At 43.3% G+C, this 25,898-nt stretch carries 24 protein-coding genes; 23 read left to right on the top strand and 1 reads right to left on the bottom strand.

From position 1 onward, the window contains the following. Window positions 1-16 precede the first annotated feature (16 nt). From asd to B5F18_RS00485, 17 genes are all read left to right on the top strand, one after another. A complete protein-coding gene (gene asd, locus B5F18_RS00565) occupies window positions 17-1,102 on the top strand; it encodes an aspartate-semialdehyde dehydrogenase (RefSeq protein ID WP_087155719.1) in 1,086 nt (361 codons plus the stop codon). Between the two features lie 90 nt (window positions 1,103-1,192). Then, on the top strand, window positions 1,193-3,307 hold the full coding sequence (ppk1, locus tag B5F18_RS00560; RefSeq protein WP_087155831.1) for a polyphosphate kinase 1: 2,115 nt from the start codon (window positions 1,193-1,195) through the stop codon (window positions 3,305-3,307). Window positions 3,308-3,376: 69 nt separating this feature from the next. Then, a complete protein-coding gene (locus tag B5F18_RS00555) occupies window positions 3,377-5,413 on the top strand; it encodes a DNA topoisomerase (RefSeq protein WP_087155830.1) in 2,037 nt (678 codons plus the stop codon). After that, window positions 5,410-6,075 carry an acyltransferase gene (locus B5F18_RS00550; RefSeq protein WP_087155718.1) on the top strand — a complete coding sequence of 222 codons (666 nt, stop codon included), beginning with the start codon at window positions 5,410-5,412 and terminating at the stop codon, window positions 6,073-6,075. The genes B5F18_RS00555 and B5F18_RS00550 overlap by 4 nt, the downstream gene beginning before the upstream one ends. Before the next feature lie 105 nt (window positions 6,076-6,180). Next, window positions 6,181-6,879: an ABC transporter ATP-binding protein gene (locus B5F18_RS00545; RefSeq protein WP_087155717.1), complete on the top strand. Its 699-nt coding sequence runs from the start codon at window positions 6,181-6,183 to the stop codon at window positions 6,877-6,879. Then, complete coding sequence (locus B5F18_RS00540; RefSeq protein ID WP_087155716.1) at window positions 6,876-8,444, top strand: putative ABC exporter domain-containing protein; 1,569 nt, start codon at window positions 6,876-6,878, stop codon at window positions 8,442-8,444. The genes B5F18_RS00545 and B5F18_RS00540 overlap by 4 nt, the downstream gene beginning before the upstream one ends. Window positions 8,445-8,463: 19 nt before the next feature. Continuing rightward, window positions 8,464-8,943 carry a methylglyoxal synthase gene (locus B5F18_RS00535; RefSeq protein WP_087155715.1) on the top strand — a complete coding sequence of 160 codons (480 nt, stop codon included), beginning with the start codon at window positions 8,464-8,466 and terminating at the stop codon, window positions 8,941-8,943. 166 nt (window positions 8,944-9,109) lie between these two features. Beyond that, the gene (locus B5F18_RS00530; RefSeq protein WP_087155714.1) at window positions 9,110-10,648 is read left to right on the top strand and encodes a sodium:solute symporter family transporter; all 1,539 of its coding nucleotides are present in this window, start codon (window positions 9,110-9,112) and stop codon (window positions 10,646-10,648) included. A 145-nt stretch (window positions 10,649-10,793) separates the two neighbouring features. After that, entirely contained in the window at window positions 10,794-11,828 is a 1,035-nt protein-coding gene (gene recA / locus B5F18_RS00525; RefSeq protein ID WP_087155713.1) for a recombinase RecA, read from the top strand. A gap of 1 nt (window position 11,829) precedes the next feature. Beyond that, window positions 11,830-12,432 (top strand): regulatory protein RecX, encoded by a 603-nt coding sequence (locus tag B5F18_RS00520; RefSeq protein WP_087155712.1) that lies wholly within the window; start codon window positions 11,830-11,832, stop codon window positions 12,430-12,432. A 115-nt stretch (window positions 12,433-12,547) separates the two neighbouring features. Next, a complete protein-coding gene (locus tag B5F18_RS00515) occupies window positions 12,548-13,207 on the top strand; it encodes a response regulator transcription factor (protein ID WP_087155711.1) in 660 nt (219 codons plus the stop codon). Continuing rightward, window positions 13,204-14,610, top strand: a complete 1,407-nt coding sequence (locus tag B5F18_RS00510; protein WP_087155710.1) for a HAMP domain-containing sensor histidine kinase — start codon at window positions 13,204-13,206, stop codon at window positions 14,608-14,610. The genes B5F18_RS00515 and B5F18_RS00510 overlap by 4 nt, the downstream gene beginning before the upstream one ends. Continuing rightward, window positions 14,607-15,311: a hypothetical protein gene (locus B5F18_RS00505; protein WP_087155709.1), complete on the top strand. Its 705-nt coding sequence runs from the start codon at window positions 14,607-14,609 to the stop codon at window positions 15,309-15,311. Before B5F18_RS00510 ends, B5F18_RS00505 begins: the two co-directional genes overlap by 4 nt. A gap of 75 nt (window positions 15,312-15,386) precedes the next feature. Continuing rightward, window positions 15,387-16,181, top strand: coding sequence for a C39 family peptidase (locus B5F18_RS00500; protein ID WP_162607520.1), 795 nt, complete (start codon window positions 15,387-15,389; stop codon window positions 16,179-16,181). A gap of 127 nt (window positions 16,182-16,308) precedes the next feature. Then, entirely contained in the window at window positions 16,309-17,859 is a 1,551-nt protein-coding gene (gene rny / locus B5F18_RS00495) for a ribonuclease Y (RefSeq protein ID WP_087155707.1), read from the top strand. A gap of 130 nt (window positions 17,860-17,989) precedes the next feature. After that, entirely contained in the window at window positions 17,990-18,532 is a 543-nt protein-coding gene (locus B5F18_RS00490; RefSeq protein WP_087155829.1) for an NUDIX hydrolase, read from the top strand. A gap of 65 nt (window positions 18,533-18,597) precedes the next feature. After that, window positions 18,598-19,137: a stage II sporulation protein M gene (locus B5F18_RS00485; protein WP_087155706.1), complete on the top strand. Its 540-nt coding sequence runs from the start codon at window positions 18,598-18,600 to the stop codon at window positions 19,135-19,137. A gap of 37 nt (window positions 19,138-19,174) precedes the next feature. Here the strand turns inward: B5F18_RS00485 and B5F18_RS00480 are convergent, their stop codons facing one another. Further along, complete coding sequence (locus tag B5F18_RS00480) at window positions 19,175-20,509, bottom strand: polysaccharide biosynthesis protein (protein ID WP_087155705.1); 1,335 nt, start codon at window positions 20,507-20,509, stop codon at window positions 19,175-19,177. A 129-nt stretch (window positions 20,510-20,638) separates the two neighbouring features. Here B5F18_RS00480 and B5F18_RS00475 point away from each other — a divergent pair, with 129 nt between their 5' ends. From B5F18_RS00475 to gap, 6 genes are all read left to right on the top strand, one after another. After that, window positions 20,639-21,103, top strand: coding sequence for an RrF2 family transcriptional regulator (locus B5F18_RS00475; RefSeq protein WP_087155704.1), 465 nt, complete (start codon window positions 20,639-20,641; stop codon window positions 21,101-21,103). A gap of 11 nt (window positions 21,104-21,114) precedes the next feature. Beyond that, on the top strand, window positions 21,115-22,299 hold the full coding sequence (gene nifS / locus B5F18_RS00470) for a cysteine desulfurase NifS (protein WP_087155703.1): 1,185 nt from the start codon (window positions 21,115-21,117) through the stop codon (window positions 22,297-22,299). A gap of 23 nt (window positions 22,300-22,322) precedes the next feature. Then, window positions 22,323-22,763 carry a Fe-S cluster assembly scaffold protein NifU gene (gene nifU / locus B5F18_RS00465; protein ID WP_087155702.1) on the top strand — a complete coding sequence of 147 codons (441 nt, stop codon included), beginning with the start codon at window positions 22,323-22,325 and terminating at the stop codon, window positions 22,761-22,763. Between the two features lie 21 nt (window positions 22,764-22,784). Then, on the top strand, window positions 22,785-23,870 hold the full coding sequence (mnmA, locus tag B5F18_RS00460; protein ID WP_087155701.1) for a tRNA 2-thiouridine(34) synthase MnmA: 1,086 nt from the start codon (window positions 22,785-22,787) through the stop codon (window positions 23,868-23,870). 1 nt (window position 23,871) lies between these two features. Then, window positions 23,872-24,702, top strand: a complete 831-nt coding sequence (locus B5F18_RS00455; protein WP_204217040.1) for a histidinol-phosphatase HisJ family protein — start codon at window positions 23,872-23,874, stop codon at window positions 24,700-24,702. A 159-nt stretch (window positions 24,703-24,861) separates the two neighbouring features. Further along, entirely contained in the window at window positions 24,862-25,875 is a 1,014-nt protein-coding gene (gap, locus tag B5F18_RS00450) for a type I glyceraldehyde-3-phosphate dehydrogenase (RefSeq protein WP_087155699.1), read from the top strand. The last annotated feature ends 23 nt before the right edge of the window (window positions 25,876-25,898 follow it).

Here is a 25,898-nt window from a genome sequence, read left to right as displayed (position 1 = left end):
AGGAGAGAGTGAAACAATGGAAAAAAAATTAAGAGTAGGTATTTTGGGAGCGACAGGAATGGTAGGACAAAGATTTATCTCTCTTTTGGAGAACCATCCTTGGTTTGAAGTTGTAACAGTTGCCGCAAGCCCAAGATCTGCAGGAAAGACTTATGAGGAGGCAGTGGGAGGCAGATGGAAAATGCAGACACCAATGCCGGAAGGTGTCAAAAATCTGGTTGTGGCGAATGTCAATGAAATCGAAAAGGTGGCATCCGGCGTTGATTTTGTATTCAGTGCAGTGGATATGACAAAAGAGGAGATCAGAGCAATTGAGGATGCTTATGCAAAAACAGAGACTCCGGTTGTGTCCAACAACAGCGCGCACCGCTGGACCCCGGACGTGCCGATGGTCATTCCGGAAATCAATCCGGAACACTTTGAGGTGATCGAAGCACAGAAAAAACGCCTTGGAACAAACCGCGGATTTGTTGCAGTAAAACCAAACTGTTCCATTCAAAGTTATGCACCTGTTCTGACAGCGTGGAAAGAGTTTGAGCCTGTGGAAGTAGTGGCAACAACTTATCAAGCGATTTCCGGAGCAGGAAAGACATTCCAGGACTGGCCGGAGATGGTGGAAAATATCATCCCGTTCATCGGCGGAGAAGAAGAAAAGAGTGAGCAGGAGCCGCTTAGGATCTGGGGAAAAGTTGTGGATGGAAAAATTGAAAAAGCTGAGGGACCGGTCATCACCACACAGTGTATCCGTGTGCCTGTGCTCAATGGGCATACTGCAGCCGTATTTGTAAAATTTGCAAAGAAACCGTCAAAAGAGCAGTTGATCGAAAAACTGGTAAACTTCAAAGGTCTTCCGCAGGAGCTGGAGCTTCCAAGTGCACCGAAACAGTTTATCCAGTACATGGAAGAAGACAATCGTCCGCAGGTAAAACTGGACGTTGATTTTGAGAATGGAATGGGAATCTCTGTTGGACGCCTCAGGGAAGATACAGTGTACGATTACAAGTTTGTGGGGCTCTCCCATAACACAGTGAGAGGAGCAGCCGGCGGAGCAGTTCTCTGTGCGGAGACACTTGTCGCAAAAGGATATATCAAGGAAAAATAAATGAAAAAGAGGGTTTTGCACGGCAGAGGCTGTGTAACTCCCTCTTTTTGCCTTAAAATCAGGAAAAGCATGAGTGGAAGAGGGAAAATTATGGGAAGAAAAGAGTTTAATTATACGCAGAACAGAGAAATTTCATGGCTCAGATTCAATGAGAGGGTGCTTGAGGAGGCAAAAGATTTCAGTGTACCTCTTCTGGAGAGAATGAAATTTGTTGCGATTTTTACAAGCAATCTGGATGAATTTTTTATGATCCGTGTGGGCAGTCTGTATGACATGACACTTATGAAAAAAGACAGAATTGACAAGCGTTCCGGGATGACTGCAAAGGAGCAGCTGGATACTATTTTTGACGCTGTGAGCCCCTTGTACAAAGAAAGAGACAAGGTTTACGGGGAAATCAAAAAGCAATTGAGTCCATATGGTGTGTGCGGCCTTGATTTTAAAGAGTTGGTTCCACAGGAAAAGAAGTATGTAAAAAAATATTTTAAAGAACAGATTCTTCCAATCCTTTCCCCGCAGATTGTGGATGCAAACCATCCATTTCCTCATCTTTTAAATAAAGCGCTCTACGTGGTGGCAAATTTAAGCCGGGGCAGCAAGTGGAAACTGGGTATTGTTCCGGTGCCGGAATTTGTCTCCGACATTCTTTATCTGCCGGGACATGATATCCGCTATATCCGAATGGAAAAGGTAATTTTGGAATATCTGGAACTTATCTTTGACAAATATCAGATTTCAGACAAAAACTATATCTGCGTGACGAGAAATGCGGATATCACGCCGGATGACGATGCAGTGGATGAGGAAAAAGATCTTCGGAAACTGATGAAAAAAACACTGCACAAAAGAACAAAGATGGCGGTGGTGAGGCTTGAGACAGCACAACCCCTGAGTCAGGAGATGGAACAGTTTTTTTGTGAAAAATTTAGGATTCAAAAAAAACAGATCTATCGGACAAAAATGCCGATGAAACTGGATTATATTTTTGGAATCATTGATAAGATTCCTCTTTCCATGAAACGGGCACTTACGGAAAGACCGTTTGAACCCCAGCCATCCAGAATGCTAAACGAGGGCAGTGTGATGAAACAGGTGAGAAAAAAGGACATTCTTTTGTTCTACCCTTATGAAAGCATGGAGCCATTTTTGAGACTTGTAAAAGAAGCATCCACAGACCCTAACGTGATGACCATCAAAATCACCATCTACAGACTTGCGAAAAAGACACGGCTTGTGGAGTATCTCTGTGCTGCCGCGGAAAACGGCAAAGAGGTGACAGTTCTCATTGAACTAAGAGCCCGGTTTGACGAGCAGAATAATATTGACTGGTCTGAGACGCTGGAGGCAGCAGGATGCCGCGTGCTGTACGGATTTGAAAAGTATAAAGTACATTCCAAAATCTGCCTGATCACATACAGGAATAAAGGAAACATCGAGTATATCACACAGATTGGGACAGGAAACTATAACGAAAAAACAGCAGCCATGTACACGGATTTATCTCTGATGACTGCAGACAGAAGAATCGGAGAGGATGCAGCAGCATTTTTTCAGAATATGTCTATCGGAAACTTGGAGGGAGAATACCATGATCTTCTTGTATCTCCGGTAAGTTTAAAGAAAAAAATCCTTTCCCTCATGGATGAGGAAATCCAGAAAGGGGAGGAGGGAAGAATTGTGATGAAGATGAACTCTGTGACAGACATTGATTTTATGGAAAAATTAAAAGAAGCATCAATGGCTGGCGTAAAAATCAGCATGAATGTACGAGGAATCTGCTGCATTTTACCCGGAATCGCTGGGGAGACAGATAATCTTTCGATTATGAGTATTGTGGGAAGATATCTGGAACATGCAAGGATTTTTTGTTTTGGAAAGGGAGAGGAACAGAAAATTTACATTGGCTCTGCGGACATGATGACAAGAAACACAGAAAAAAGGGTGGAAGTCGCATGTCCGGTTTACGATGAAACAATAAAAAAGATGATAAACCGCATGATGAAGATCATGCTGACTGACAATGTAAAAGGCAGAAAAATGCAAAGTGACGGAACATACAAAAAGAGAGTGCAAAGCGGCCGCCCGGTCAATGCTCAGGAAATTTTTATGGAGGAAGCCATCGGGGCGACATCTCAGATTGAGAAAAAGAAGAAAAAAAGAACCGGTATCTTCTCAAGAGTTTATATGCGTTTGTTTGGCAGATAGAATTTTTCCTTGGAAGCAGAAGGGAAAAATGCTACAATGGGCTGTATGAAAAGACAGGGAAGGTACAATATGGGAAAATCATTATACATAGCGGAGAAACCAAGCGTTGCGCAGGAATTCGCAAAGGCACTGAAATTAAATACAAAAAGAAAGGATGGATACCTGGAGGCAGAAGAGGCGGTTGTGACCTGGTGCGTAGGACATTTGGTCACTATGAGCTATCCGGAGGCGTATGATGAAAAATTGAAAAAGTGGAGTCTTTCCACACTGCCGTTTATTCCTAAGGAGTATAAATATGAGATCATTCCGGCAGTGGAGAAACAGTTCCGCATTGTCGCAGGACTTTTAAACCGCAAAGATGTGGATGTCATCTATGTCTGTACAGACTCCGGGCGGGAAGGAGAGTACATATACCGTCTTGTGGAGCAGATGGCAGGTGTGCACGGAAAAGAGAGAAGGCGAGTCTGGATCGATTCCCAAACAGAAGAGGAAATCTTAAGAGGGATAAAAGAAGCAAAAAATCTGGAAACATACGACAATCTTTCTGCCTCCGCGTATTTGCGCGCAAAGGAAGACTACCTGATGGGGATTAACTTTTCCAGACTTTTGACTTTGAAATACGGAAACGGGATAGCCAGTTATCTTGGACATAAATATGCAGTGCTTTCTGTTGGAAGGGTGATGACTTGTGTGCTTGGAATGGTTGTCCGAAGAGAGCGGGAGATACGTGAGTTTGTGAAGACACCATTCTACCGCGTTGTCAGCAGCATAGCGATGCCCGATGGAGAGATTGAGGGTGAGTGGAGGGCTGTGGAGGGCTCCCGCTACTTTCAGTCTCCAAAACTCTATAAGGAAAACGGTTTCAAGGAAAAGAAAGATGCAGAAGAACTTACCGTCTATCTGAAAGAACAAAAGCCAATTCAGTGCCTGATCGTAAATGTGGAAAAAAAACAGGAAAAGAAAAATCCGCCTCTTTTGTACAATCTGGCAGAATTGCAGAATGACTGTTCCAAAAGATTTAAGATCAGTCCGGATGAGACGCTTAGGATCGTTCAGGAGCTTTACGAGAAAAAACTTGTGACTTATCCAAGGACAGATGCCCGAGTGCTCTCATCGGCAGTTGCAAAAGAGATCCACAAAAATTTGAACGGGCTTTCCAAATACGAGGTGGCAGCGCCTTATCTTCAGGATATCCTTGCCATGCAAAGTCATAAAGGACTGGGAAAGACAAGGTATGTCAACGACAAACAGATTACAGACCACTATGCCATCATTCCAACCGGGCAGGGGCTGGCACTTCTGCCATCTCTTGGAAGATTTGCAAAGGATGTGTACGAGAGGATCGTGCGAAGATTTTTGAGTATTTTTTATCCTCCGGCTGTGTACAGGAAAATGAATATTGTCACACAGATAAGGGAGGAAAAGTTTTTTTCCGGTTTTCGGGTTCTGGAAGACGAGGGCTATTTAAAGGTTGCGGGCATACCTTTTCAGAAAAAGGAACAGGAGGATTCTGCGACAGAGGGCGAGGGGCAAAAGGGAAGTGCATTTTTATCATCCGTTAAAAAGCTGAAGAAGGGGGATATCCTTTCCATAAATTCTCTGGAGATCAAGGAAGGGGAGACATCGCCGCCAAAACGGTATAATTCCGGCTCCATGATTCTTGCAATGGAAAATGCGGGGCAGTTGATCGAGGACGAGGAGCTGCGGGCGCAGATAAAGGGAAGCGGTATTGGCACAAGTGCTACACGAGCGGAGATTTTGAAAAAACTGATGCACATCAAATATTTATCTTTGAACAAAAAGACCCAGATCATCACGCCTACCTTGATGGGCGAGATGATCTATGATGTGGTGGAACACTCCATCCGCTCACTTTTGAATCCGGAACTCACTGCAAGCTGGGAAAAGGGGTTGACGTATGTGGCAGAAGGACAGATCACAGCTGAGGAGTACATGGCAAAACTGGAACAGTTTATCCGAAGCAGAACTCAGGGAGTTCTGGCCCTTCAAAATCAGTATCAGCTGAAACAGTATTATGACAAAGCAGCGGCATATTATAAAAAGACAGGAAAGAAAACAGTAAAATCGAAAGGAGAGATAAAATGAAAGAGTTAATGGTAAAGGAACTTTATAATCTGGATGAGACGATTGCAAAGGATATCTTTGTGGGAGTGGAATATCCGTGGGAAGTGCTCCCCAAGATCCATGATTTTATTCTTTTGCTTGGTGCAGGATTAAGCGGAGAAGAGTATGAGAAAAAGGGCGAGGATATCTGGATCGCGAAAAGCGCTCAGGTTGCCCCTACGGCATCCATCCACGGTCCTGCCATTATTGGAAAAAATGCAGAAATCAGGCACTGTGCTTTCATCAGGGGCAATGCCATTGTTGGAGAAGGAGCTGTTGTGGGGAATTCCACGGAGCTTAAAAATGTTATCCTTTTCAACAAAGTGCAGGTTCCGCATTACAATTATGTGGGAGACTCTATTTTGGGATACAAGTCTCATATGGGTGCTGGTTCCATCACATCAAATGTGAAATCGGACAAGACGCTTGCAACAGTGAGAACACCGGAAGGCATCGTGGAAACCGGATTGAAGAAATTCGGTGCCATGCTGGGAGATGAAGTGGAGGTCGGATGCGGCAGTGTGCTAAATCCAGGTACCGTTGTGGGCAGCCATACAAACATTTATCCTCTGTCCATGGTGAGAGGATTTGTTCCCGGAGACAGTATTTACAAAAAACAGGGCGAAGTTGTGGAGAAACAATAGGCTTTCAAAATATGTATTGACAAGAAAGAACGCTTTTCGTATTATTGTATTAAATTAATAATACAAATTACGAAAAGTGTTTTTATGTTGTAAGGAGGAAAAGTTATGCTGGAAGTAATGGACTTGACGAAATGGTATGGGAAAACGCCGGCAGTGGACAGCATCCGGTTTGCGGTTCCGGACGGCTGCGTGGGGATTCTGCTGGGACCAAACGGAGCCGGAAAATCTACGGTCATCAAGTGTATTGCAGGTCTTTTGCGGTTTAAAGGAGAGATTCTGATACAGGGAACTCCATCCAGGTCAGTGGAGGCGAAAAAGGTGTTTGGTTATGTGCCCGAGATTCCAGCTATGTTTGAGGCGTTGAGTGTTAGAGAACATCTGGAGTTTATCCGGATGGCATACAAAAGCAGTATCACAGACGAGGAGCTGGAAAACCTTCTGAAACGGTTCGAGCTTTGGGATAAGCAGGACAAAATGGGAAATGAGCTTTCCAAGGGGATGATGCAGAAGGTCAGCATTATCTGTGCACTTGCTATCCGCCCTAAAGTGATCCTTTTGGATGAACCTATGGTTGGGCTGGACCCAAAAGCGATCAAAGAACTCAAAGAGGTGGTAAAAGAACTGAAGAATGCCGGAGTCAGTGTGCTGATCAGCACGCACATGTTGGAGATGGTGGAAGACATTTTTGATGTCATGTTCATCATGCAGGCTGGACACATCATTGGCTCATACACAAAAGAGCAGATTGGAGACAAAGAGCTTGATGAAGTTTTCTTTGAGATGACAGGCGGTGAAAGGCAATGAGAGCACTGATCTACATGACAAAACGGACCATGATCAATCGGTTGAAAAAGGCAATCCACAAACCAGTGACATACCTGTACTTTGGAATTATTCTCCTGTATGTGGGAATGTTTGCGTTCGGAGGATATCAGATTGCAGAAAAGGAAATCAAGGGAGCACCTTTTATTTTTATAGGAATTGTCACTTTATGGACGATTTATGCAGTGGGGACAAACCTCTATGCTTATTCCAAGAGAAAAGGACTGCTTTTTAAGCAGGGACATACACATTTTGTTTTTCCTTCGCCGATATCGCCGAAGACAATTCTTGTGTACACAGCAATAAAAAATTTTTTATTTTCTTTTATTATATATCTTATTTTGGCTATTGTGGGTTCGGCAGTATTCCAGATCGAAGGGTGGAAGATGGTCATCTTTTTCCTTGTGGGATTCACTGCAGAAGTGACATTGGAGTGTGCACTGGTGATCATTTTCTATGGGAATGAAATGCATTCAGAAATAGGGAGACGGTGGTTTCCAAAGGTTGTGCTGATCTGTCTTTTGGCGTTAGCAGGTTTTTTGGTCTGGTATTTTTACAAAAATTCGCTCTCCCTATCCTCTGTCATAGCGCTGATGGACAGCAGAGGTGTACAGGCAGTCCCGGTCATTGGATGGAATATTGCCTTTCTAAGACTGATTTTGCTTGGCCCTGCAGGAGCATGGCTGCCGGGTGCAGCGGCATATCTGATACTTGTTTTTGCGGCTGTTTTTGCGGCTGTGAAAATGAAATGTATGGGAGGATACTACGAGGAGGCTGCAAAGTTTGCGGATGATTATGTAGAATTTTACAACAAAAACAAAAAAGGTGAAGTCACCTTCCGCATAGGAACAAAGAAAAAATGGCGCCGGGCAAATATAGAGTATCGGGGAACCGGGGCAAAAGCTATTTTCTACAGGCAGGTTCTGGAATATAAAAAAGAACGATTCTTTATTTTGGGCTACATGAGCCTTGTCAGCCTTATTGTGGGGATTGTGGCTGTGAAGATAGAGCCTGAATTTAAAGATGTACCGGGAGGGATTGTGCTTTTTTGCGTGATCTTGTACCTTTCCCTTTTGACGAGCGGTTATCTCGGTAAATGGGGAAAGGAACTGAAAAGCCCGTACCTCTATATGATACCGGATACGCCTTTTCGGAAACTTTGGTATTCCACGCTGATGGAGCATTTTCGCAATATGGTTGATGGTGCGATTGCATCTGTGGTGGCGGGAACAGCGTGGAAATTGCCGTGGTGGCAGATCGTATTCTGCATATTGTTGTATACGCTGATGCAGGCGGTAAAGATTTACGTCAAGATATTGATAGAGTCGTGCTTTGGAGATATTTTGGGAAACACGGCTAAGGAATGGCTGCGCCTTCTTGCCCAGTATTCGGTGCTCGGAGTCGGCATTGCATTCGCCGCGCTTGCAGGAATCTTTGTAAATTTGAATCTGGTCTATCCGATTTTCATTATTTATAGTATACTGATTGCAGGAGTGCTTGCCGTGCTCGCATCGGCAAGATTTGAGACGATGGAACAGTTGGACTAGAAAAAGGAGGAAGATCGCAATGCTCGAGGATCATTACATTAGCTTTGAAATTGGAAAGACAAAAAATATCGCACTGGTGGCACACGACGGAAAAAAGAAAGAGATGGTGGAATGGTGCGAGAGAAATAAAGAGATATTAAAAGGACATTTTCTTTGCGGGACAGGTACAACTTCCCGTCTGATCGCGGAGAAGACAGGGCTTCCGGTGAGGGCGTACAACAGTGGTCCGCTTGGAGGAGATCAGCAGATCGGTGCAAAGATAGTAGAAGGTCAAATAGACTTCATGATATTTTTGTGGGACCCGCTTGAAGCGCAGCCGCATGACCCGGATGTGAAGGCGCTTTTAAGAATTGCAGTTGTGTATGACATACCAATCGCAAACAATCTTGCAACTGCTGATTTTATGCTGCATTCCAAATATATGGACACTACATACAAAAGAAAAATTATGAATTATGACAGGACGATCCAGGAACGGGTTGAAAAAATGAAAGAGTAGAAAAACGAAAGCGGTATTTTGAAAATCTGCACAAGAAAGAGCAGGAGGCAGGTTTCAAAATACCGTTTTTGCATAAAAAGATTGACAAAATATAAGATATTTGCTACTATTTCTTTAACGCTTTAAAGCGTAACGGTTTAAAGCGAAAACGAAGGGAGAGAAAGAAATGGGAGTAAAATTGACAATGCTTATCATCTTTTTTGCAGCGATGATTGCCGTAGGGATTTATGCGAGGCGGCATACAGCGAGTGTGGAAGGATTTGTGCTTGGAGGAAGGAGCGCTGGACCGTGGCTTACAGCGTTTGCATACGGAACTTCTTATTTTTCTGCTGTTGTATTCGTAGGATATGCTGGGCAATTTGGGTGGAAGTACGGACTGGCCTGCACCTGGATAGGAATCGGGAATGCAGTGCTTGGAAGTCTGCTCGCCTGGGTTGTGCTTGGAAGGCGGACAAGGGTGATGAGCCAACATCTGCAATCGAAGACTATGCCGGATTTCTTTGGAGAACGGTTTCACAGCAAAGCTTTAAAAATCACAGCGTCAGCGATCGTCTTTGTGTTTCTTGTACCGTACACAGCATCAATCTACAATGGACTGTCCCGATTGTTTGAGATGGCTTTTGACGTACCATATGCAGCCTGTGTGATCATCATGGCGGTGTTTACCGGAATCTACGTGATTCTTGGTGGATACATGGCAACAGCGATCAATGATTTCATTCAGGGAATCATCATGCTTGGAGGAATCGTTGCCGTGATTGCGGCAGTTCTGTCCGGACAGGGTGGATTTCTGGAAGCCATCAGAAAGATGGCCGAAATCCCAAGCGATGTTCCGGTGACTGTGGGACAGCCGGGGGCCTTTACGTCTTTTTTTGGACCGGATCCACTAAATCTTTTAGGGGTTGTAATTTTAACTTCTCTTGGAACATGGGGACTTCCACAAATGATCCACAAATTTTATGCGATAAGGGATGAAAAATCAGTCAATACCGGAACAGTCATTTCCACTCTTTTTGCAGTCGTGATTTCCGGAGGATGTTATTTTCTCGGGGGGTTCGGACGTCTTTTTGACGACACCTCACTTTATGACAAGACTGGAAATATTGTGTACGACAGCATTATCCCGCATATGCTCTCGACATTGCCGGATATCCTGATTGGAATCGTGATCGTGCTCGTATTGTCTGCTTCTATGTCCACACTGTCTTCCCTTGTACTGACTTCCAGCTCTACATTGACACTGGATTTCTTGAAAGGGAATGTGTTAAAGAACATGAGTGAGAAAAAACAGGTGAGGGTCATGCAGTGGCTCATTGTCTTTTTCATTGTCCTCTCCGTAGTCCTGGCATTGAAACCACCGGCATTTATCGCTCAATTGATGGGAATTTCCTGGGGCGCTCTGGCCGGAGCATTTCTGGCGCCGTTTTTGTATGGGCTGTACTGGCGGGGCGTGACACGTGCTGCTGTGTGGGCAAGTTTTGCCTGCGGAGTTGGCATTACAGTATCCAATATGTTTCTGCACTATATTGAATCGCCTATCAACGCAGGAGCCGTTGCCATGATAGCAGGGCTTGTGGTGGTTCCCGTGGTCAGCGTGTTTACCTCAAAACTGCAGAAAGAGAAACTGGATGAACTTTTTGCATGTTATGAAGAAAAAGTTGTCATAACAAAGAAACGTTCTCTTGAGCAGAGAAATACAAAATAGAAAAGGTATTTGAAATATAGTGAAAACTATGATAAAATAATAGCGAACAGAATAAGAAATAATGATTGACAACAAAGAACAAGTATAATAAGATAGTAAAAGATGAACGAACATAAGTTCGCTATTAAAGGAGTGTATACCAATTATGGCAAGTGAAGAAAAGTTAAAAGCGCTTGATGCAGCGATTTCAAAATTAGAGAAAGATTTTGGAAAGGGAGCAGTGATGAAACTGGGGGATGCCAGCGCTCATGTGGCGGTGGAGACAGTACCTACCGGTTCTTTGAGCCTGGATATTGCCCTTGGACTTGGAGGAGTTCCCAAAGGAAGAGTTATTGAAATTTACGGACCAGAGTCCAGTGGTAAGACGACAGTTGCCCTTCATATGATTGCAGAAGTACAGAAAAGAGGAGGAATTGCAGGATTCATCGATGCAGAGCATGCCCTGGATCCGGCATACGCAAAGAATATCGGGGTGGATATTGAGGAACTCTATATTTCCCAGCCAGACAGCGGGGATCAGGCTTTGGAGATTGCAGAGACGATGGTCCGTTCCGGTGCCATGGATATCATTGTCATTGACTCTGTGGCAGCACTTGTGCCAAAACAGGAGATTGAAGGAGATATGGGTGACAGCCATGTGGGTCTGCAGGCACGTCTGATGTCCCAGGCATTGCGGAAACTGACACCGGTCATCAGCAAGTCAAACTGCGTGGTCATCTTTATTAACCAGCTCCGTGAAAAAGTCGGAGTCATGTTTGGAAATCCGGAGACTACGACAGGTGGACGTGCACTGAAGTTTTATGCGTCCATCCGTATGGATGTCAGAAGGATTGAGACTCTTAAGCAGAGCGGTGAGATGGTCGGAAACAGAACGCGGATCAAAGTGGTGAAAAATAAGATCGCACCACCGTTCAAAGAAGCGGAGTTTGACATCATGTTCGGAAAAGGAATCTCCAAGGAAGGGGATGTCCTGGACCTTGCGACAAACTTAAATTTAGTCAACAAAAGCGGAGCATGGTACGCTTATGAGGGTACCAAGATCGGACAGGGACGTGAAAATGCAAAAACTTATCTGACAGAGCATCCGGAAGTTATGGAAGAGTTGGAGGCAAAAGTGCGTGAGCACTATCATCTCGGAGAGATGCCAAAGGAAAGTGAGGAAAAGGAAGAGGACGTATAGCATGATTGTCACAGCAATAGAACAGACTGCTAAAAATAAATATCGAATCTATATAGAGGAAGAGTTCGCCTTTGTCTTGTATAAAGGCGAACTTTCTCGTTTTCATATTCATGAAGGAGGAGAAATATCAGAGAGTGTATACAAAGAAATCCGGACAGAAGTGATCTTAAAACGTGCAAAGAAAAAAGCAATGTACCTTCTCAATATATCGGACAGAACAGAACGTGAACTGCAGGAAAAACTGGAAAGGGAAGAGTTCCCGGACTGGGCAGTGCAGCAGGCGGTTTCCTATGTGAAATCTTTTGGATATATCAATGATGAAAGATATATAGAAAATTTTATCCGCAGTAAAAAAGAAAAAGAAAGCCGAAAATCAATCTATGCAAAGCTATGCCGGAAGGGACTTGATGGAGAGAAGATTCAGGCATTGATGGAACTGTATTTTGAAGAGACAACAGAAAATGAAACAATCTCCAACCTTTTGAGAAAGAAAGGATTTTGCCGGGACACTGCGGATGCGAAAGAAAAACAAAAAATGGCGGCCTATCTTGCAAGAAAAGGTTTTTCGTACAGTGCGATCAGAGAATCTGTGGGATGGGAATAGTAAAAAAGAAAATATCCGGATGATACAAAAAAGATACAACAAAGAGGTATTCTTTTGGTATAGGCGGATGAAAGGAAATGTTTGATTGATAATGCATGCGCACTGGGAGGGGAAAATGGTTGAAATACTTATTGTGGAAGATGACAGGCAAATCGCAAATCTGATCAAAGTGAATTTAAAAGATGCAGGATACAAGTGTACCTGTGCCTATGATTGCATTGAGGCAGGAGATCTGGTGGAGCGACAGTATTTTGACTTGGTGCTGCTTGACATTATGTTGCCGGGGATCAGCGGATATGAATTGTTTGACTATATTCGTGAAAAGGAGATTCCCGTCATCTTTCTGACTGCAAAAGCTCAGGTGAAGGATATTGTGAAAGGGCTGAAGATGGGGGCGGAGGATTATCTTACAAAACCATTTGAGATCATAGAGCTGCTGGCAAGGGTAGAAACGGTTCTGCGCAGATATCACAAACAGGATACGGTCGTCCGGTTCCAGGATGTGACTGTGGATCTTTCCTCACGTGTCGTAAAAAAGGGAGTAAAGATCGTGAACCTTACATCAAAAGAATATGAGTTGCTGCTGCTTTTTGTAAGAAATAAGAATGTCGCACTTTTTCGGGACAGAATATATGAAAGTGTATGGAAAGAAGAATATATGGGAAACAGTCGAACCGTAGATCTTCATGTACAAAGACTCAGGAAGAAACTGAATTGGGAGGATCAGATTACGGCAGTATATAAAGTCGGATACAGGCTGGAGGATAGGAAATGAAACTATTCTGGAAACTGTTTTTTTGTATTATTTCAGTGACTGCGGTTGCTTTTTGCGTCAGCGGACATATGCTTGTCTATACTTCTTTTCATTCTGCCCTGAATAAGGAGAGCAAAAGGATCGCGGGAGTGAATGCTGCGTTTGCCTCTTCTTTTGAGATTGCAGCGGAAAAAATGTACAATCGAAAGATGCTAGAGGAGAAAGAGGCTGTGGGGCTGGTATTGTCGATCAGTTTTTCCGAGATGCCGGATATGATACAGCTTGTCATCCGCGATCAGGAGGAAAAAGTATTGTATCAAAAGACAAAACAGTTTCCAACGCCGGATACAGCTTTAAAAGATCACGCCAAGGAGGAACTGGTGGCATATACAATAAAAGAAGAAACAGGGCAATATTATCTTCATGCAGCAAGTGTGATTTCTGTAGGAAAATGGAAATATTATGTGGAAAGCATAAGTGAGATCACTTCTGTTTTTGAACAGAAAAAAGACCAGTACCGGATCTATAGAAACTGTATGTGCGGATTGATCGTATCTGTTTCTGGTGTCATATTTTTTCTTGCGGTCTGGATCTTGCGGCCTATCCGAAAATTATCGCAGGCAGCACAGGATATTGGGAATGGAGATTACACAAAGAGGATTCCGGTTTGTGGAACGGATGAGGTCAATGAACTGGCGAAGAAATTTAACTGGATGATGGAAAAATTAGAACAAAATATGCTGGAGTTAAAAGAATATGCCAAAAGGCAAGAGGAATTCGTGGGAAGCTTTTCTCATGAAATGAAAACTCCGCTTACATCCATCATCGGATATTCAGACATGCTAAGATCCAGACAGATGACGGAAGAGGAGCGTATGCTGTACGGTGATTACATTTTGAGACAGGGTAAAAGGCTGGAAAAATTATCGGCCAGAATGCTGGAGCTGATCGTCATGGAAAAAAAAGACATTAGAATGCAGAGAGTAAATTTGAAAAATTTCCTGGAAACGATACAGGAAGAATTAAGACCCGTCCTGCAGGAGAGGGAGATTGTTTTGGAAGTCAAAGCGGATGAGACCTATCTGATGGCGGAACCGGTTCTTTTGAAATCTGTATTTTTGAATCTGATAGACAACAGTAAAAAGGCGATCGAAAAGAATGGGAAGATATGTATTGAGTCAAAAAAAGTGCCAGGATTCATCCGAATATCCGTATGGGATAATGGAAAAGGAATATCTCCAAAAGATATTAAAAGAGTGACAGAAAGCTTTTATATGGCGGACAAGTCGAGAAAATATGAAAATGAAGGAGTGGGACTTGGCCTTTCTATCTGTAAAAAGGTGCTGGAATTTCACGGCGCGGATATGGAAATTGAAAGTACGGAAGGGAAAGAGACCAGGATAACGATTAGTTTTAAAGAATGATGAAGAAAAATATTTTAGCAGGACTGGCATCTGCGTGTGTGATTGCAGCATCTATCGGATCCTTTGTGCTTATATCAGACTTGCAGGATCAAAAACTCATAGGAAAAGTACAGGTAACGGAAAATCAGAAAAGCAGAGAACAAACATTAACTCTGGCGGAAAAAATAGGGCTTTCCTTATCCTCTGATGGCTTTGTTCAGAAAACCCAGACATACAATGGACAAAACGAAGAAAAGAGTGCCGGAGGAAAAGAGGCAGTTGGACGTGTGATAGACAGAGAATTGAAAAAACTGGATGAACTTGGACTGATTTCTACGCCGATAGAGTCTGTGTTTTGCAATATGTCGTGGAGCTGGGATTATCAGATCAATACTTATAGCAACAAACTGGGAGAATATGCAGTGATGTGGGATATTCGTTTGGAAGAGGAAGACTGGTATCTGCATATTCTGATGGAAAGTGAGACGGAGAAGATTATACAGATGGAACTGGCATATGAAGGAGTTTGTCCGAATGCAGGCAAAGGGAAAGAGTGGATGGAAGAAAGATGGAGAACATATTTGGATATGGATTTAAAAGAAGAAAAGGATGAATTCTGGAGAACGCTGGCTGAACAAAAGATTGTATATTGTTTCATGGGATCAGATTACGAATGTATGTGTTATCCAATACTCAGTCAAGATGATATGATACAAAAATAATACAAAAAGGATGCGGTTTTGTTCCTTCCTCTATATAAAATTGGCGACATGAAGATGTGTGAGGAGGAACTAAAATTGAAAAAGGTACAATATCAAAAAAGATGTTATATTGGACGTATATTGGGAATTCTGGGATGCATCATTCTGCTCTGTGGGTGTATCTGGGTAGTTTTGCAGAAAAAAGAAATCCATTCCAGGCCAATGGAAATGTGGAGTGACGAATTCGTAAGTAAAGAGAATTTTTTGGGGCAGGAAAACAAAAAAATAAATGTGGAACCAATCCTTCAAAACCCGGAATTGCCGACCGGATGTGAGGCGACTGCAGGGGCTATGATCCTTAAGGGATATGGTTATCGGACGGATAAAATTCAAGTCGCCGAACAGATAAAAAAAGTTCCCATGGAGGAGAAAAACGGAAGATACTATGCGCCTCATCCAAATAAGGCGTTTATCGGGGATCCATCCAGCACCTCTTCGTACGGGGCTTTCCCTCACGTTTTGGCGGAGGCAGTCCAAAATGTAATCGATATGCAGCAAGGAGAACATATTGCAAGGGAATTGTACGGGTACAGTGAAGAAGAGATTTTAAACATGGTTGACAATGGAATACCGGTATGTATTTGGACATCAATGTATGATTTGGAGATTGAGTATAAAAGAGGATGGTATGTGAAAAAAGACGGAGAGTACAGCGATGAGTATTTTCTGTGGCCGTCCAATGAACATGTCTGTGTCTTGACCGGTTATGATGAAGACTCTGTAACAGTCTGCGATCCTTTGGTCGGTGTATGTGAATATCCGAAAGAATCTTTTTTCAGACATTATGAACAGATGGGGCATTATGCCATGATACTTGAAAAAAGGAAATAAAATGTAATTAAAAAATATTTTACAGGATTTCCTTTGCCAGGCGATGAAAGCTTGACATATTTGTAAAAACAGTATAAAATTTAAGTGTTGTATTTGTACAATGAAAATTAAATAAGGAGGTGCTCCTGTGCTGATTGGTATTATAATAGCTGTGGTCGTAACGCTTATTATAACGGCTGTAGTGACCTATTACGCAACGGCATCCAGCCTGAAAAAAGACGCGGACAGTAAGATTGGAAACGCTGAGAGTAGGGCCAGAGAGATTATTGACGATGCGTTAAAGACAGCCGAGACTACAAAAAAAGAAGCCCTCTTGGAAGTAAAGGAAGAGTCCATTAAAACGAGGAATGAACTTGAAAAAGAAACCAAGGAACGCCGCGCGGAAGTGCAGCGCTATGAAAAACGCGTACTCTCCAAGGAGGAGGCGCTTGACAAACGGGCAGAGGCAATCGAACAGCGCGAGACCGGATTCGCAGCAAGAGAAGAGCAGATTAAGCAAAGAGAAGAAAAAGCAGAAGAGCTTAATCGACAGAGAGTACAGGAACTGGAAAGAATCTCAGGACTTACCTCCGAACAAGCAAAAGAGTATCTGTTAAAAACTGTTGAAGACGATGTGAAACATGACACTGCAAAATTAGTCAAGGAATTAGAAAGCCAGGCTAAAGAAGAGGCAGATAAGAAGGCAAAGGAATATGTTGTAAATGCAATTCAAAGATGTGCAGCAGATCATGTGGCAGAGACTACGATTTCAGTAGTTCAGCTTCCAAGTGATGAGATGAAGGGAAGAATCATCGGAAGAGAGGGACGGAATATCCGTACTCTGGAAACGCTGACAGGTGTGGAATTGATCATCGATGATACGCCTGAAGCGGTTGTATTATCCGGATTTGACCCGATCAGAAGGGAAGTTGCAAGAATTGCTCTTGAGAAACTGATTGTCGATGGAAGGATCCATCCGGCAAGAATCGAAGAAATGGTGGAAAAAGCTCAAAAAGAAGTGGATTCCGTGATCCGCGAGGAAGGAGAGGCTGCGGCTCTTGAAGTAGGAGTGCATGGCATTCATCCAGAATTGATCCGGCTTTTGGGACGGATGAAATTCAGGACCAGTTATGGACAGAATGCGCTGAAACATTCTATTGAAGTTGCACAGCTTTCCGGACTGCTTGCAGGCGAGATTGGCCTGGATGTCAGGGTAGCGAAACGCGCAGGACTTCTGCACGACATCGGAAAATCCATTGACCACGATGTGGAAGGCTCGCATATTCAGATCGGAGTGGATTTATGCAGAAAGTATAAAGAATCACCGGTTGTCATCAATGCAGTGGAAGCGCATCATGGGGATGTGGAGCCTGAGTCATTGATTGCATGTATTGTGCAGGCTGCTGACACGATTTCCGCGGCAAGACCAGGAGCAAGAAGAGAAACATTAGAAACGTATACTAACAGATTGAAACAATTGGAAGATATCACAAACCAATTTAAGGGTGTGGATAAGTCTTTTGCTATTCAAGCGGGTAGAGAGATTCGTATCATGGTAGTTCCGGAACAGGTGTCTGACGATGATATGGTATTGCTGGCGCGCGATATTTCAAAACAGATTGAGTTTGAATTGGAATATCCAGGACAGATTAAAGTCAATGTAATCCGTGAATCAAGAGTCACTGATTATGCCAGATAATATTTCATGTAACATAAAAAAGGATGGTTTTATAGCCATCCTTTTTCTGATTTTTTTGGAATTTTATAACCGACAAGGCAGGATGTGGTATAATGGAACAAGAAAATTGAAAGAGAAAAGAGGTAAAGTTATGGGAGAACATGTAGAGCGCATTAATCGCGAGCTGAAATACAAAGGAAAGATTCTCGAGATTTATGCAGATACGATGAGAAATCCGGATGGGAAGACAACAACCTGGGATTTTGTCCATCACAATGGAGCGGCTGCAGTAGTTCCTGTGACAGAAAAAGGGACTATTTTAATGGTGGAGCAGTACCGGCCTGCGCTTGGAAGATATACACTGGAGATTCCGGCCGGAGCTCTGGATGAGCCGGATGAGCCGGGAATCGTATGTGCGAAAAGGGAGTTGGAGGAGGAGACTGGTTTCAGAAGCGAAGACATTGAATGGCTGATCACCGTACACACAACAGTTGCATTCTGTGATGAAAAAATTCCGATATTTGTGGCAAGAAACCTGATTCCATCCAAACAGCATCTGGATGAAGATGAATTTATTGATGTCAGGGAGTGTACGGTGGAGGAACTGAAACAGCAGATATTTGCAGGAAAAATAGAAGACTCCAAGACGATCTCTGCGATTCTTGCCTTCGATGCAAAGTATAACCGTGCATAGAGAAAGTAAGAATAAACACAAGCATGCGGCATATAATGAAGTATCATCTGACAGGAGGATATGCCGTGAGATTACAACAAAATAAAAGACAGCTGCTGCTGTTTTATCTGGCAGGATTTCTTGTGGGAATTCTGTATGCGAATCTGATTTCAAAAGACCACACTGCTGTGACAGGGATTTTCAATGAATATTTCCTGAACGAATATCTTAGGACAAAGATTGTGCCCGAAGATTATCTTTGGTACCTGGTCCGCATCCGCCTGATCCCTTTTGCCTGTATGTGCGTACTTGGCCTGACACGTTTTAAGAGAGGGGTTGTCATAGCAGTTCTGATATGGACAGGCTTTCTTGGCGGTATTGTGATCGTGACTGGCTTTCTGAGAATGGGAGTCTTTGGACTGGTTCTTTGTTTTGCAGGACTGCTGCCGCATTTCATTTTTTACATACTTGCCTATGCGGTTGTTCTCTGGTATTTCTATACAAGCAAAACATCCAGATGGAATACTTCAAAAACGGTTTTCACTGTGGTTGTGTTCTGTATGGGGATGATCATGGAAGGCTATGTCAATCCAATTTTAATGAAAATGGTGATTCGCTTTCTTTGAGGAGATGGTGCAAAAGCAACATCTCCTGTTTTTTGTTTCAAAGCGTCCCGGTTTGTTTGGTGCGGATAACACGTGAAATTTTGATGCGGCAGAGAAGGAAGACGAGGATCTGACTGATCAGCATTCCCCATAGATAGCCTTTCATCCCAAAACGGGGAATAAGAAAGAACACGCCGTAAATACGGACAAAAAGTCCGAGAGAATTAAAGAGAAAAGAAGAAAAAGTCTTTCCAAGCCCGTTTAAAATACTGATGTATGTAGAATTTGTATACAGAAATGGACATATCCATGCAAGTATAAAAATAAATTTTCCTGCATTTTCACTGTGAAACAAAATCATTCCTATAAAATGGGAAAAGATGAGGAAAAAAAGTGCACATGCAAATCCCAGAAGAAGACAAGCCCGGGTAATCTTTCTTGTGACCGCAGCTAAAGTTTTTCCAGAATGAGTCTCATTGATTTCCGTGATAGTTGGCAGCAGCATGGTGGATACAGAGGCTGTGATCGCTGAGGGAAACAGGATGCAGGGCAGGGCCATTCCGGTCAGAACACCGTATAAGCTTAGAGATTCCTTCAAAGAATACCCGTAAAGCTGCAGCTGAAATGGAATAGATACTGCTTCTACGCTCTGCAGAATGTTGAGGAGGACCCGGTTGGAGGTCAAAGGAAAGGCAAGAGTTAGGACTTCCCTCAGAGACGCAAAATAATGATGAGAGAATTTATTGGTTTTCAAAATCCGGGCATTTTTCTGAAAGTGGAAAAAAACAAAAAACGAGGAAAAAATTTCGCCGAATACCAGACCAATGACTGCAATGACAATGGAAGGAGAATCATTGTTTTTTGTAAGAAACCAGTACAAAAGAAAAACAGAAAGAATTCGTGCACTTTGCTCCAAAAGCTGGGAAACGGACGGAAGTTTTGTCTCTTTCAAGCCAAGATAGTAACCGACAATACAGCTGTGCACGGCTGCAAATGGCAGGGCGTATGCGATGACCTTCAGTAAAAGAATGCAGCGGGTATCCCCAAGAAAATAAGAGGAAATAGAAACAGCATATTTTTGAATGACAAAGGTGACTATACAGGAGAAGGCAAAGGCAAAGGAAAGTCCCATATAAAGACAGTCCAGTGCACGGCTATTCTGACCGGATGCCCGGTATTTTGCTGTGCATCTGGAAATGGAGAGCTCAATGCCTGCACAGGTCAGGGAAAAACAGAGAGCATACACGGGGAAAATAAGCTGATAAAGCCCCATACCCTCTTCTCCAAAAGAGTGGCTTAAAAAGATGCGGTAAAAAAAACCGATAAAACGGGTACAAAAGCCGGTTGCTGTTAAAATGAGCGTTCCTTTTAAGAAAACATTTTTAGTTGACATGTGATGCTCCTTGAAAGCAGATATCTTTATAAGATATTCGAGGATGTGGGTTGACAGAACATACAAGCAGTGATATCCTACAGAAGACAAAACCTAGTGAATTGGTAGGATTTGAGAGAAGGTGAAAGAATGAAACTTTCAACAAAAGGAAGATACGGACTTCGGGCATTGGTGGATCTTGCCCAGTACAGTGAGAAGGCTCCGGTCTCTATAAACAGCATAGCGGCAAGACAGGACATATCAGAACGCTATCTGGAACAGTTGATGGCCAAACTGAAGAAAGCAGGGTTGATCAAGAGTATCCGGGGAGCAGCAGGAGGGTATGTACTCTCTAAATCACCTTCTGAAATCTCCGTTGGAGATGTCCTGAGAGCTTTGGAGGGAGATTTAGAGCCGGCAGAGTGCTCAGCATACCACGAAGAAGGATGCAAGGCTGCAGATATCTGCGTGACAAAGTATGTGTGGAAAAAAATCAACGAAAGCATCAATGATACTGTAGATGGAATTGGACTGGATGAGCTTGTGGCAGAGAGTAAACAAGTCTGCGGACAAAAGGATGCGAACAGGGCAAGAAAATGCCAAGGAACAAAATAAGGAGGAAGATCATGGATAAATTTTTATATTTAGATAATGCGGCTACGACTAAGACGGCACCGGAGGTTGTGGAGGCGATGATTCCATACTTTACGGAGAATTATGGCAATCCGTCCAGTGTATACAGTTTTGCTGCCAAAAACAAAGATGCAGTAAACCGTCAAAGAGAGATCATTGCAGGGGCCCTTGGTGCGGCACCGAATGAAATCTATTTCACAGCAGGAGGGACGGAGGCCGACAACTGGGCGCTGAAGGCAACCGCGGAGGCTTATGGAAACAAGGGAAGACATATCATCACAACAAAGATAGAGCACCATGCGATTCTGCATTCTGCACAATACCTGGAAAGACAGGGGTTTGAAGTGACTTATCTGGATGTAGATGAAAACGGTAAAGTCAGACCAGAGGATGTGGAGGCAGCAATCCGTCCGGATACGATTCTGATATCTGTCATGTACGCAAACAATGAAATCGGTACTATTGAACCAATTCAGGAGATTGGGAAGATTGCTCATGAGAAAGGGATTCTTTTCCACACAGATGCGGTTCAGGCATTTGGACAGATACCGATCAATGTGGACGAATGTCATATTGATATGCTCAGCGCCAGCGGGCACAAGCTGAACGGCCCGAAAGGAATTGGATTTTTATATATCCGCAAAGGCGTGAAGATCCGCTCCTTTATCCACGGAGGCGCACAGGAGAGAAGGCGTCGTGCTGGTACAGAAAACGTACCTGGAATTGTCGGTCTTGGAAAAGCAGTGGAGCGTGCTGTAAGGACCATGGAGGAGCGCACAAAAAAGGAAAGAGAACTTCGGGATTATCTGATCGGCAGAGTGCTTGAGGAGATTCCATATACAAGATTAAACGGAGACAGAGAGCAAAGGCTGCCGAACAACGCTAACTTCAGTTTCCGTTTCATTGAAGGGGAATCTCTTCTGATCATGCTTGATATGAAGGGAATCTGTGGTTCCAGCGGCTCTGCATGCACGTCAGGTTCCCTGGACCCATCCCATGTGCTGTTGGCCATCGGTCTTCCTCATGAAATTGCACACGGTTCTCTTCGGCTGACATTGAATGAAGAGTTTGAAAAAGAGGATATGGACTACGTGGTCGAGACTCTGAAAGAGATTGTGAAAAATTTAAGAAGTATGTCCCCGCTGTACGAAGATTTTATGAAAAAACAAAACAGATAATAGAGTTTGGAGGTATTAGATACATGTATACAGAAAAAGTAATGGACCATTTTCAGCACCCAAGAAATGTAGGAGAAATTGAAAACGCAAGCGGTGTAGGAACAGTAGGAAATGCAAAGTGCGGAGATATCATGAGGATTTTTTTGGATATCGATGAAAATCAGATCATCCGCGATGTGAAATTTAAAACATTTGGGTGCGGCGCAGCTGTTGCTACAAGCAGCATGGCTACAGAACTCGTAAAAGGAAAGAGTATTTATGATGCTTTGAAGGTCACAAACAAGGCAGTTATGGAGGCGTTGGACGGCCTTCCTCCAGTAAAAGTACACTGCTCTCTTCTCGCTGAGGAGGCAATACACGCTGCGCTTTGGGATTATGCAGAAAAGAACGGTATTAAAATTGAAGGATTGGAAAAACCAAAATCTGACATTCATGAAGATGAAGAAGAGGAAGAAGAGTATTAAAAGAAAAGGCGGAGAGATTCGATGGATAAGAAAAAGGTGGTCGTTGGAATGTCCGGCGGAGTGGATTCATCTGTTGCCGCATATCTTTTAAAGGAACAGGGATACGATGTCATCGGTGTTACCATGCAGATTTGGCAGGAGGAAGACCGGGAAGTCCTGGAGGAAAACGGGGGCTGTTGTGGTCTGAGTGCTGTGGATGATGCCAGGAGGGTTGCATCCCAGCTTGAGATTCCTTATTATGTGATGAATTTTAAAAAAGAGTTTAAAGAAAATGTCATTGATTATTTTGTGGACGAGTATTTGAACGGCAGAACCCCAAACCCGTGTATTGCCTGCAATAGGTATGTGAAGTGGGAATCTCTTCTGGCGCGCAGTATGAGCATTGGAGCAGATTATATTGCCACCGGCCATTATGCACAGATTGAAAGACTGGAGAATGGAAGGTATACGCTGAAATGTTCAAAAACACTGGCAAAGGATCAGACATATGCATTGTACAACTTAAGCCAGGAGCAGCTCTCCCGCACACTTATGCCGGTGGGGCTGTATGAGAAAGAAGAGATAAGAAAGATTGCCGAAGAAATCGGTCTGATGGTTGCGAATAAACCGGACAGTCAGGATATTTGCTTTGTCCCGGATGGAAAATATGCGGATTTTATAGACGAGTACACAAAGAAAAAGGTTCCGGAGGGGAACTTTGTGTTGAGTGACGGAACAGTGATCGGAAGACACAAAGGCATTACTCATTATACGGTTGGCCAGAGAAAAGGGCTGGGGCTTGCGCTTGGATACCCTGTTTTCGTACTGGAAATCAGACCGGATACAAACGAAGTTGTCATTGGTACCGCCCAGGATTCCATGACAAGGTATGTGAGGGCGAACAAGGTAAACTTTATGTCTGAGGCGGATTTAAAAGAAACGCGCCGTCTTTTCGCCAAGATTCGTTATAACCATAAAGGTGCGTGGTGTACGGTGGAAAAGACGGGGGAAGATGAAATTTTATGTACCTTTGAGGAAGAACAAAGAGCAGTGACGCCGGGACAGGCCATTGTGCTTTACGACGGAGAGTATGTCTTTGGCGGCGGAACCATTACAGGAGATGAATAAAATGAAATCAGATTGCCATATGCACACCAATTTTTCATCGGATGCGCCAAAGAGCAGCACTCCGGAGGTCATGATACGGAAGGCTTTGGAAAAAGGACTTGAGCGCATTTGTTTTACGGATCATTATGATAAGGACTATCCTTTTGAGAGCACAAACGGAGAGCTGGATGAGAGTGCGTTTATTTTTGACCCTGAGCAATACTTTAAGACCCTTTGTCCTTTGAAGGAAAAATATGAGGGCAGGCTCGAGGTGCGCATTGGAATTGAGCTTGGTCTCCAGACTCATCTTGGAGAATTTTACCAAAGGCTTACAGAGCAATATCCGTTTGACTTTGTGATTGGTTCTGCCCATGTGTTTGCAGGGAAAGATCCATATTACAATTGCCATGTACAAGATGCGGATGATGAGCAGGAGTACCGAAATGCATTTGTGGAAATGCTGGAATATGTCAAGGCAGTGGATGCCTTTGATGCTCTTGGGCATTTGGATTATGTTGTGCGGTATGGAAAAGAGAAGGCTTTGCATTACTCTTACCGCGCATTCGCAGATGAGATCGATGAGATTTTAAAGTGCATTATAGCTAAAGGAAAGGCATTAGAGTTCAATACAGCCGGTCTCAAATACGGACTTGGGTTTGCACACCCGCATCCGGACGTTCTGAAACGGTACAGGGAACTTGGCGGGGAACTTTTGACCGTGGGCGCAGACGGTCACAAACCGGAGCACATCGGGTATGCGTATGATCAGGCGGATGAAATCTTAAAGGCCTGCGGATTTCGTTATTATACCGAATTTAAAGAGCGAAAACCGCAATTTATTAAAATACTGTAGAAAATTCCAGAGAAAGGAAAAATATCAGCATAGACTCTTGAATTTTTGTTCATAATTTAGTACAATAAATTGCAGGTTGATGATTCTTTAACAATATGCTAAAGAATGAAAATGAGCTGCAATACAGCAAAACCAATTAAACTTTAGGAGGAATTAATCATGGCAGTAAAAGTAGCGATTAATGGATTCGGACGTATCGGACGTCTTGCATTCAGACAAATGTTCGGGGCAGAAGGATATGAGGTGGTTGCGATCAACGACCTGACATCTCCAAAAATGTTGGCTCACTTATTAAAATATGATTCAACACAGGGAAAATACGCTTTGGCAGATAAAGTGACAGCAGGAGAAGATTCTATCGTTGTAGACGGAAAAGAAATCAAAATCTACGCAAAAGCTAACGCAGAAGAACTTCCTTGGGGAGAAATCGGTGTAGATGTAGTATTGGAGTGTACAGGGTTCTATACATCCAAAGAAAAAGCATCTGCTCACATTAAAGCAGGCGCTAAGAAAGTTGTTATCTCTGCACCAGCAGGAAATGACCTTCCAACAATCGTTTACAATGTAAACCACGAAACATTGACAAAAGAAGACAACATCATTTCTGCTGCTTCTTGTACAACAAACTGCTTGGCTCCAATGGCAAAAGCATTGAATGACCTTGCTCCGATTAAGTCTGGTATCATGTGCACAATCCATGCATATACAGGAGATCAGATGACTCTTGACGGACCACAGAGAAAAGGTGACTTAAGAAGATCACGTGCAGCAGCTTGCAACATCGTGCCGAACAGCACAGGTGCAGCAAAAGCTATCGGTCTTGTTATCCCAGAATTGAACGGAAAACTGATCGGTTCTGCACAGCGTGTTCCAACACCAACAGGTTCCACAACAATCCTTACAGCAGTTGTTGAAGGAAATGTGACAAAAGAGCAGATCAACGAAGCTATGAAAGCAGCTGCTACAGAGTCCTATGGATACAACGAAGATGAAATCGTATCCAGCGATATCGTTGGAATGACATATGGCTCCTTGTTCGATGCTACACAGACAATGGTATTGCCTCTGGACAACGGAACAACAGAAGTTCAGGTTGTTGCTTGGTATGACAACGAAAACTCTTACACAAGCCAGATGGTAAGAACAATCAAACATTTCGGAACATTGTTATAATCATTTTGTGTAAAAGAATAAAG

It is taken from the genome of Lachnoclostridium sp. An181 (genome assembly GCF_002160325.1).
In the GTDB taxonomy this organism is placed as follows: Bacteria; Bacillota; Clostridia; order Lachnospirales; family Lachnospiraceae; genus An181.
This window is presented reverse-complemented; position numbering and strand designations above follow the sequence as displayed.